The organism is Armatimonadota bacterium (genome assembly GCA_031081675.1).
In the GTDB taxonomy this organism is placed as follows: domain Bacteria; phylum Sysuimicrobiota; class Sysuimicrobiia; order Sysuimicrobiales; family Kaftiobacteriaceae; genus Calidihabitans; species Calidihabitans tengchongensis.
Map to the genome: position 1 here is coordinate 1 of JAVHLZ010000012.1, position 9,905 is coordinate 9,905.

The following is a 9,905-nucleotide window of genomic DNA, read 5'->3' on the forward strand; positions in this document are numbered from 1 at the left end:
CTGCGAACAACCAGCGGCCGCGCAGACTAAAAAGTTCGTGATTTCCCGCAAGTCTATGAGCAGCCGCCGCGGAAAGAACGGCGAACAGCTGATCGCTCCCCGAACACAAGGCGGGTCGGGATCAGCGGCCGGTCACCCAACCTCGCCACATCCATGATTCAGTTGTCAAGGTTCATACAACTGAGTTCAAACAATCAGGACATCGGGATCCTCCACCATGGGGGAGATCCCATATGCCCGGATCGTCTGAACACAGCGAGCACAGAGCAAGTACACGCGCAAGCTATCCTGGCGCTCGTCCATGTGGCGACGGGCTTTGGCTTCCACAATCTCCAGCCGGTCAAGTTCGACCTCACCTTCGAACACGCTCTTTTGCACGCGCTCCAGGGCGTTCTTGAGCACCTTCGCCACGCGCAGCCGGCGTGCGTCGTCTCGGATATCGTAGGCAACGACCACGTAGGGCACGGCTCCACGTCAGCCTGTTATCTGCACAGGCTCATACGCTTCCCCCCAGCGGATCGCTCCCACCAGTCGTCCCACCTGCTCTCGAAAGGCAACCCGCCAGTTGCCTTCCATGCTCGCGGGTCCGGATCCGCCGAGACGGTCTTCGTAGGCCGCAAGAAACCTGCGAAAGGCGTCTTTCGTGAGGAACACCCCACCTTCCGTTCCCTCCTCGAAGTCCGCGGGTCCAAACACCCGGCGGTTCACAAGGGCCAGCACCATCCGATCAACCACCGGCGCCCTGAACTCCTCCACCAGGTCCAGCGCCAGGGCCGGGCGGCCGTAGCGCACGTCGTGGAAGAATCCCAGGTACGGGTCGAATCCCCGGGCTGCAATGGCCCCGAACATCTCCTGGGTTAGCAGACTGTAGCCGAGTGAAAGCAGCGCGTTCACCGGATCACCCGGTGGGCGACGGCTGCGACCGGAGAATCTGAGCTCTCCGGTGACCATGCGCGCAAAAGCGGTGAAGTAGGCAGCGGTCCCCCGGCCCTCCATCCCGCGAAGAGAGTCGAGATCGCCTGCGGAATCTATTCGAGCCAGACTGTCTTCCAGCGCGCCCAGCGGCTCATCCAGGGGTGCGTCGGGGTGGTTGCGCTGGTAGCGCAGAATCAAAGCCCGAGCGTTCAGGAGTTTGCCTCGGACCACTGCCCGGGCTAGTTCCAGTCGAAAGGCGGGGTCGTGGTAGCGTTCGTACTGCTGCAACCGGAGGAGCACATTACGGGACTCCACGGGCATCAGGCGCCCCTTGAGCCGGCCGTCCATGCTCATGAAAGCCAGCTCGACCCCGCGGGCGAGCAGCAGAGCCATCGCCTGCGTCGACACCTGGACGCCGCCGAACACCACAACCGAGTCCACCTTGAAGACGGGCACATTGGCCAGTGAGCGGCCGTCCTTACGTACCACAAGCCGCTCTCCCTCTTTCTGCACCACCGCCCCCTGTTCCACCACGTAGAGGGCTGCCATACCGTCAGGTCTAGACGCTGTGCGTCACCCGCTCCCTGAGGCCGACCAAGTCCGCTTGTAACAGGTGCGCGCACACCTCGGCCGCGTGGTCGAGCAGCCGCCGGGCGTCACCTGCCTGCACCCGGTGGTAACCGTGTTCCAGGTAGCTGCGGTTGCGGTTGAACTGGATGTCGCGGAGCAACTCCGTGAGGGTTTCCGGGAGCGGCCCCTCGAGGATTTCTACCAGGCGCAGGCCGGTTGTGAGCGCGAGTTCGCGGGGCAAGTTCCGACCCTCCAGCGCGAGCTGGTACCGGCTTCGCAGTCCCGGATCCAGCCGGTCCCACTCGGGCCGCCAGGGGTTGACCCGGTGTGCCAGCAGGCGTGCCTGCACGGCGGTCTCCACCGCCCGGTATGCCCGTAGGACGGTGTCCGTGAACCTCTCCTCCGTTAGGCGTCGGGCGGCGTTCTCCAGGGTGTCTGCCGTAAGTAGGGCCACGTCTTCTGGCTGCGGCCAGTCCGTGGCCCGACCATCCTGCAACTGTCGCAGCTGTCGGGACGCGCCTACCAACCGGTCGGCAGGTTCCACCAGGCGCTGGACCAGGTGGGCAAGGGGTGCCAGCTTCCCGACGTCGCCGAGCGCGCGGGCTACCTCGTAGTGCCTCCAGAGCAATTCCCTGGACGCCTCGTAGTCGAATTCGTCCCACTTGTACAGAGCGTCCACGCACCTCTTGATGAAGCCGGCCCGCCCCGCCTCCGGCAGGCGGCTGGCCAGGTAGCGAGCCTCCCGGTAGGCGAATCTGCGCAGGAGCTCCAGCACCTGCCGGGTGGTCTCCTCGGTGGCGGTGCGCTCGTTGGGCCGCACGCGCATGGCCCCGCTGACCACGCGCCCGGCGGAGTCCCGCCGCTCTCCCCCCGTATACTCCATCACCAGGCTGCCCGCGATGGGCTCGGTGAGCGCCGCATGGACCACCGCGGCAGACAGCGGTTTGGTACCTCCGGTGAAGTTCACGATAACTTGATCATTGCCCGCAGCCTCCCTCAGGACCTCTCGTGCCGCCTCCAGGCACACGTCGAGGTTTTCAGGGTCGGTCACCTCCCGCGGCTCCGCGCGCACACCCAGCTGCGCTGCCCGGCTTCTGACCTGCTGCGCCACATCGAATGGCGAGGGATCCTGCCCCGGGAAAGGTCTCCCGTAGAGAAGAAAGACCACAAGGTCGGGGTCCTGCCGAAGGTGTTCTTCGACGGCCTTCACGAGGGGGTCCGCGGTCGTACCGACGGTCAAAATCAGCGCGGTGGCCATGGACACCATCTCAACCGGGAATCAGCACCACCCAGCCCATGGGAAGGAACCGGTCCCGCTGGACCCAGGCGACCTTGCGGGTCTTAGGGAACGGCCGGCTGCCACTCCCACGGTCCAGTCGGTAGCGGCGTACGAGTTGCTGCACCACGTCCTCCCCGAACAGTTCCGTCACGGTCTTGGTGCGCCACCCGCCGCCCCACCCGAGGTTCAGGACCACGTGCCCCGGAGGGGGACTCTGAAGACGCCTGAGGAGCTCGGTGTAAAAGCGGGTTACAGTGTCCGCGAGTTGCCGCAGGGACGGCGGGACGGCGCTACCCGCCTGTGTCCACCACTGGCGCTCTTGCTCCGCCACCGAGCGGGCGAAGGCGTTGCACGCCTCCGGCCAGCTTTCCAGGAAGGCTGCGTCTGTCCCCCACCTGTCGTGGCTCTCAAGGAGGAATCTGTCCACCTCCACTGGGACGCGCAGCTCAACCCCGTCGTGGAGGCACTCGCAGAAGCTCGCCACCGCGCGCCCGACGTCCTGGGTGTACCGGCTCGGTTGACTGCCCTGCCGGGGCGACTCCATCAGGCCGAGGCCAGGGCTCTGCCGGACAGCCACCACCACCGGGTAGGCCCGCAGAGCCGCTGCAGGCGCAGGGGTAGAGTCACGGACGCGGAGGACGCGGAAGGTGTCCTGGCGAGGGTCTTCGCCCAGCACGGTCTCCTCCAGCCACTCGCCGGCGAAACGACGGTCTCGCACGTCTTCCACCCCGCCCCGCCTGTTCTTAGTGCGGCCCGCCCGCCGAGCGAGTTCGCTCCTGCCGCCCGCCTGTAAGATCCGCTGCCACAGGACCGCCGTGCGGACGGCGCCCTTGAGCTCGGTGCCCGGGACGTACGGGCGGCCGAGGGGGTCGGCCAGGAAGGGGCGCAGATCCTCCCCCCGCCGTGGGTCTCTCGGCACCGGGCAGCTGTACACGCTGAGGCGGCGGAGCCGGTCACCCTGCTGCAGCCACTGGGCGATCTGCGCGAGGCCTCCCGACAAATAGCGGTCGCGGGCTTCCCGCGCCTGCTCCAGTTCGACGAGCAGTCGAGCCGCGTCGACACGGTACAGGGTGCCCCGGAGCACGAGGAAGTCGTGGCCTCCCAACCGCTCCTCTGTGCCCACGTGGACCGGGGACAGACACTGCACGGTGTACGTGGTGGTGCTGGCGAGGCGCGGCATCATGGCCGAATCACCCCCGCGGGAAAGGCGTAACCCCAGCGGTACACGCGGTGCGGCAGGTCCGGGACGCCTTCCGGGGTCACGTCCACAAAGCCTCCCCAGAGGGCGCCCGTCGACCCAGTAAGCACCGATCCCTCCGCCAACAGGCGCACCGCCTTTCTCCGGTAGGGGCTGGGCTGCGCGGCGCCGATCCACCCCGGTCGCATTTCCAGGCGGTAGGCGCACCCGTTGCGGAGCAGGACACCGGCCTGCGCCTCCGGGAGGTAGACGGGCGACAGTGTGACGAACCGGCTGTCCGAAGCCTTCCAGGGCGGTTCTTCCTGTCTGAACTCCACGTCGAACAGGCCGTGACCCGCGGAACGGTCGCCTCCCAGTCCCACGTCACCGAGCAGCCGCAGGGCGGTCCAGAAGCGGTCCTCCAGGCCTCGCAGCTCGACCCAGAAGTGCAGGCCGCAGCCAGGGGCGAAGTGCAGCCGCCCGAAGTGCCACAGCTCCGAGGCCTTGCTGACGGCGTCCAGAGTGACCCTGGGGACCCGCACTGTCTTCCAGAAGGGCAGGGTCGGGTCGTGGGCCAGCTTCTCCCGCTCTGCTTCTGCCAGAGCCACGGTGCCGTCGTGGACGAAGGTGAACTGAGGCACGCGGGCTCCCCCCAGCCAGGCGATGAAGAGCGACTCGGAGAGCCACTCCACTTCCTTCCAGCGCGTCGCGTCACCATCGGGAGAGGGCAACAGGGGCTTGGGGTAGAAGCGCACTGGACCGGCGCGGGGGAACGCCGAGGAGATGCGGAGCGGCGGTTCCCAGTTCGGACCGTCTGGCAGCAGGTCCCGCCGGACCGCATCCTCACCGAACAGCAGAGTCCACACGGAGCACAGGGCGCTGAAGAGGGTGTCCGCGTGGACCAGCTCCGAGGTCTCCTCGTAGCCGATACCCCGCTCTCCCAGGTGAAAGGCGCTGCGCGGGGTCAGGAGGACGCGGTATAGACTCATGCTCCCCCCCACACCTTCGCTGCCACCTTATTGTCGTACTCGGACAGCAGGCCACTGAGGTCGTCTCCCTCCCACAGGAGCTGCTCGGGGCTGGCCGACGGGTTGCGGTAGTACTCGAGGGGGCGCCAGGAGAGCCGGACTTTCTGGAACTTCACCTTGCCGTACCCGCGGGTCCCGGAGGAGCCCAGGTAGTCGTCCTCCAGAAGGCGCATCCCCACCAGAATCTTCCGAAAGTGCTCCTTTTCCTCCGTGGAATCGCGCTGATCCATTCTGTAGACGTTGAACAAAAGTTCAGAATTGAACAGTGCTCCCGCCGGAACCCGCTCCATGGGGCGCGGGTTGCTGGCGGCCGTCACCACGTCGAGCGCTACTTCCACCTTCACCTCTGTATAAGGAAGATCCGTATCGATGCCCGGTTCATCCCAGGCCACCCGTCGCGTCTGACCTCCTTCCTCGATCTCCAGAACAGGGAGAAGCCGCGCGTCGCGCACCGCCAGGCGCGCCGGTGTAACGAATGGGTAGGTGGCTCGACGCGGCCCCGCCGGGAACTGACCGAACGTCGGGCACACCGGACAAGTCCTGTAGGTGTTTTCGTCCTCGCACCAGTGAAGGCGAACGGGCCCTAAAGGCAATAGCTCCAATCCATAGGCTTTGGTCAGCAAGCTGCGCAGCTTTCCTTTCAGAGAAGAGCCAGGGATGTATGGGACCTCAGTAATGGGGTCGCGCAGGACAGGATTGTCCAAGCCGCCGATCTCGATTCCCGAGGTCGCCGCGCCAATGCGAAGCCCTGTCAAGGCTTTCAGTTCGGCCGTCAGGACGACCTTACCCAGAAGTTGTGGCGCCTTCATGAGCCCGAGCCCCCCTCTCCGCGGTGAAGTAGGCAAGCAACGCTTCGATCAGTCGCATAAGCGTACGGAATCGCTCATGGCGCTGCGCCTCTTGGGCTTCCAGCACGGCGTCGATTGCCGGACTAAGCACGTCCTTTAGGCGACCGATGCCTGCGCCGACATTCGGCCTTGCAGCCGCGTAGGCCAAGCGCGGCTTCAGCATCCGCAGACGCTCAACGCTCAGTCGGGGATCGCGATCCCATCGCATCTCGATTTGCTTTAACTCTCCGAATATTTTCCGGATTTGCGCCTTCGATGCATCCTGTTGTTGCCCCCCCCGCGCAAGCTCCCTCGCCCAGTCCCTCGCCCGATCTACCAAGCGCTCGTAATCCCGATTGTAAATGATATGTCTGACTTCTTCCTCTACTCCCCTACGGTTCCAAGAGGACTCTACCCTGGTTGGCACGTGCCATCACCTCCCGCCTGAGGATTCTCGTGTGGAAAGCTCGACCCAGCGGGCCAGCAGGCCCAGCTGACGGACACGCTCCTGGTCCACCAGATCTTGCTGCAGTTCCTTTAGGCGCGGCTGCAGTTCCGCGCTCTCCTTCGCCAGGTAGTAGACGAGGGTCCACAGCCACCGCTCGTACCTCAGCCGCCGGCGTACCGCGGCTTCGTCCACGAGGTGCTCCCAGCGCCGCCGTCTTTCCCGCTCCTGATACAGGCTGGCGATCCGCGCGAGCTTGAAGACGAACGCCCGCCGGACCTTCTGGCCTCCCAGCCAGGACCGAACCGTGTCATGCCACTGTCGAGCCCAGATCAGCTCTTCCCACTCGACGACCTGGCCCCACATGTTGAAAGCGTTCTTGGAACGGCCGTCGCGCTTCCATGCCTTGGACGACTCCAGGTAGCTACCTGCCTGCTCCGCGGCCTGGTACAGGGGAAACTTCTCGTGGTGGAGGGCCGCGCCCCCGGACAGGGTAACCGCGGGGTTCTCGCAGACGTACTGCCGGAACTTGGACCGGATGGTCTCACCCAAGTCCAGGACCCTGTCCCAGCTGCCCACCGCGAACAAATCATCGCCGCCGGAGTAGAGCAGGTACAGGCGTTTGCGCTCGGAGTCTAGCCCTTCACAGATCCGGTTGAGGTATCCCTCGAAGAACGTGGCCAGAGAACGCGACAGGGTGGCCACGCGGGAAAGCGACAGGCGGCCCCCGAGCCCTTCGGAGAAGAGGCGGCCAAGGTTGTCCACGTCCATGCGCAGGGAGCCGAAGTACGGGGCGCCGTCCGAAGCCGCGGCCATCTCCCCGATCTCCCGGATCTGGCCGTCCTCGCCCAGGGGGGTGTAGTTCGGGAGGAACCGGAAACCCACGACGGGAACCTGCCGGTCGCCTGCGACCACGGGGTCCACGCGCGGGTCGTTCAGGCGGATCACCCAGTCACCCTTGCGGTAGTGCGTGAGCAGGTCTGGTTTGTCGTCCAACCAGAGCTCGACGCCCAGGGCCGTCAGGGCCGAGTGCCACTGGAGCTCTCCGCTCGTCCGCGGCGTCACGCGGCGCAGGACGAGGTACCGCGCCCGGGCGAGGGCGCGGCTCAGGTCCTCGAAGCTCTCGCACAGGGAGCACTTACGCTCCGCTTCTTCCGCAGCGTCCCGGACAGGCCTTGCAAGACCCCGACCAGTAATCCCCTCCGGCTGGTCCGGCTCGCTGTGGCAAACCACACAGAACGTCTCGCGGCCGCCCACCCCGAAGGGGCCGAAAACCCTGGTCGGGTTGCTGACGGCGACCTCCCTCAGCAGGGTCTGCTTGGCCTCCCGCAGCCGACCGGAAAGCTCGGCCCAGCGCTCGCCGAGAGGACTCCTCTGCTGGTCCGGTGTGATCCTGAGGTCGGAGGCCTTGAGCTGCACGGACGCCAGGACGATGGCCACCTCACCCCCGAAGAGGTCGAGCAGCAGGTCCGTGATGCGGTCCCGGAGGCTCTGTACCCGCTCCTGCGAACTGAGGGGAGCCAGGAGGTAGAAGTGGCCGCCCCCGCTGTAGAGGACGTTGCACGGGAACAGGTCGAGGTCGCGGCGCACGTACTCCGCCACCGCTTCGCAGAGGAGGCTCAGGTAGGCCGACCGGCCCCGCAGGCTCTTGGCGGCCCCGGCGCTGCTGATGGTGTACAGGAACCGCTGGATGCCGGACAGGTCGCCGCCCACCAGCAAGGCCACGGGCTGGTCGTCGGCCCCCCCTTCCTCCAGGCGGTCGATCGCTGCGTCCGGCAGCTCCCACAGGCACGCAGCCAGGGCCCCCGTGACGTGCAGGTGGTCGGCCAGGGACACGTCGGGCTCGTCCTTGTACGCGGCGGCCGGCACGCACCAGGCGTGGACCCGCAGCAAGGACATCCACGTCAACACGAAGGCGCCCGGGTCCGAAAAGCAAGGGGCGTCGTCGGGGATCGCCCCCAGCTCGCGCTCGAATCCGTCCCAGAGGGTCTTGTACTCCGCGTGCAGATCCGGCCCGGATCCGGGAAAGATTTGGTCACCAAGCTCCAGCCTGGCTGTCGGGTAGGCCCACCGATGGACTCCCTCCGGTCCGCGGCCGTCCAGTCGCAGCTCCGCGAACACGGGGATCAGCAGCTCTTGTGACGGATCTCCGGTCCCTTCCTCCTGCCGCGGCACCCGCTCCCCGCTGGCCAGCCGGTCCGCCAGCTGGACCACCCGGATGTCCCGGGCGTACGGCCGCGGATAGTGGTGCTTCTCGACCGCCTCCGCGATCTGCCGCCTTTCCTGCTCGTTCAGGAACTGCAGGCGGGGCAGCAACCTGTCCTCCGCCCACCTCCGTCCATGGCCTTCGTGGTTCTGCCGCTCCGACCAGAAGGCGCGCTGCCGGAATTTGCCGATGTCGTGCAGCAAGCCCGCGAGGGCCACCAGCTCCGCGTTCCTGCTCACGGCCGCACCACCTCCATCCGTCCCAGGCCCATGCTGGTGAGTTTGCCCACGCCGAGCCACTCGCCGAAGGCCAGGAGCCGGCGGAAGGGCGTGAAGTCGGTCCCCTCGTAGGTCACGCTGCCCACGACCCCGCCGATCCGCATGGTGGTCCGCTGCCGCGTGGAGTAACGCTGCAGGTCCACCCAGCGGGTCCGGTCGCGCACCGCCCGGACGCGCTCAGCCTCGCCGAGGTCCGCCTCTTCGGACTGCGGACCTCCGTAGCACGCCGCCAGGGCCCGCAGCCGCTGGTCGAGCGCCCGCACCAGCTGGTGAAAGGCTACCGGGTACACCAGGTCGCCCCGCAGGTCGAGCCGGACCGGCGCGGCGAAGCGCACGGTGAGCTGACGGGCATCCGGAAGAAAGGCCTCCGCGAGCAACCGCTCAAGGGGCACCGGTGGTACGTCGGTCCGCAACGTCGCGTCGTCTGTCCGGTATACGGGCACGAATCCGTTCGGCGTCCAGGCAGCCACTTCTTCCAGGCGCAGGCGGTGCCGCGCGGGCCCGAGGCCCACGCGCCCGAGGTCTGCCAGCGCCAGCACGTAGTAGGGCAGGTCCTGGTTGGCCCGTCCCACGAGCACCATCTCGAACTCCACAGAATCGCCCGGGCGGCGGTCAGGCCGCCAGGAGCGACCGAAGGGCACACGCAGCACGAACGGCACCGGCATCCGGTTGTAGCGGCCGCCCGCAGAACCCGTGGGCGGCGCAAAGGGCTGGAAGAGCACCGGGTAGGCGCACCGGAATCGGAGCAGGCATGCCTCGCAGGCCGGCAGGCGCGTCACGCACACCATGCGCCGCAATGTGTGTCCCAGACCGCCGCGCAGGGTGGGACCGAGGAAGCGGGGCAGGCGCCCCGCTTCCTCCGACACCCAGCGGAACCGGTAGCGACCGACCTCGAAAGAGCTCACCCCCTCACTTCAGCGAGTACAGCACCGCCAGAACCGGGGTGGAGGCGGGCACGTACAGACAGCCCGCATCCACCAGGGGACGGTACGCCGAGGCGCTGAGAGGCAGACGGACCGCCTCGTCCATGGCGTAGTCCAGACGGTCCGAAGCGTACAGAGCGTCGGCCAGCGCGACAACACCCAAGATGTAGCTGGTCCGCTCGCTTGTGGGCAGAAACGCCCACGTCGCGCAGGTGTACCCGCGGATCGCCGCGGACTGGTAGACTGCGGTCGTCGCG

9 protein-coding genes are annotated in these 9,905 nt (G+C 66.9%); all 9 read right to left on the minus strand.

Translation table 11 applies throughout. The features are described 5' to 3' along the window. Positions 1–186 precede the first annotated feature (186 nt). Positions 187–465 carry a CRISPR-associated endonuclease Cas2 gene (gene cas2 / locus RB150_06040; protein MDQ7820092.1) on the minus strand — a complete coding sequence of 93 codons (279 nt, stop codon included), beginning with the start codon at positions 463–465 and terminating at the stop codon, positions 187–189. 9 nt (positions 466–474) lie between these two features. Continuing rightward, complete coding sequence (cas1, locus tag RB150_06045; protein ID MDQ7820093.1) at positions 475–1,464, minus strand: CRISPR-associated endonuclease Cas1; 990 nt, start codon at positions 1,462–1,464, stop codon at positions 475–477. A 10-nt stretch (positions 1,465–1,474) separates the two neighbouring features. Then, complete coding sequence (locus RB150_06050) at positions 1,475–2,752, minus strand: TIGR02710 family CRISPR-associated CARF protein (GenBank protein ID MDQ7820094.1); 1,278 nt, start codon at positions 2,750–2,752, stop codon at positions 1,475–1,477. Between the two features lies 1 nt (position 2,753). Continuing rightward, positions 2,754–3,947 (minus strand): type III-A CRISPR-associated RAMP protein Csm5, encoded by a 1,194-nt coding sequence (csm5, locus tag RB150_06055; GenBank protein MDQ7820095.1) that lies wholly within the window; start codon positions 3,945–3,947, stop codon positions 2,754–2,756. Further along, a complete protein-coding gene (gene csm4 / locus RB150_06060) occupies positions 3,944–4,930 on the minus strand; it encodes a type III-A CRISPR-associated RAMP protein Csm4 (protein MDQ7820096.1) in 987 nt (328 codons plus the stop codon). The genes csm5 and csm4 overlap by 4 nt, the downstream gene beginning before the upstream one ends. Then, a complete protein-coding gene (csm3, locus tag RB150_06065) occupies positions 4,927–5,778 on the minus strand; it encodes a type III-A CRISPR-associated RAMP protein Csm3 (GenBank protein MDQ7820097.1) in 852 nt (283 codons plus the stop codon). Before csm3 ends, csm4 begins: the two co-directional genes overlap by 4 nt. 451 nt (positions 5,779–6,229) lie before the next feature. Then, positions 6,230–8,686 (minus strand): type III-A CRISPR-associated protein Cas10/Csm1, encoded by a 2,457-nt coding sequence (gene cas10 / locus RB150_06070; GenBank protein MDQ7820098.1) that lies wholly within the window; start codon positions 8,684–8,686, stop codon positions 6,230–6,232. Beyond that, a complete protein-coding gene (cas6, locus tag RB150_06075; GenBank protein ID MDQ7820099.1) occupies positions 8,683–9,630 on the minus strand; it encodes a CRISPR system precrRNA processing endoribonuclease RAMP protein Cas6 in 948 nt (315 codons plus the stop codon). Before cas6 ends, cas10 begins: the two co-directional genes overlap by 4 nt. Before the next feature lie 4 nt (positions 9,631–9,634). Further along, positions 9,635–9,905, minus strand: a 271-nt coding sequence (locus RB150_06080) for a hypothetical protein (GenBank protein ID MDQ7820100.1), incomplete at its 5' end; no start/stop codon positions are given.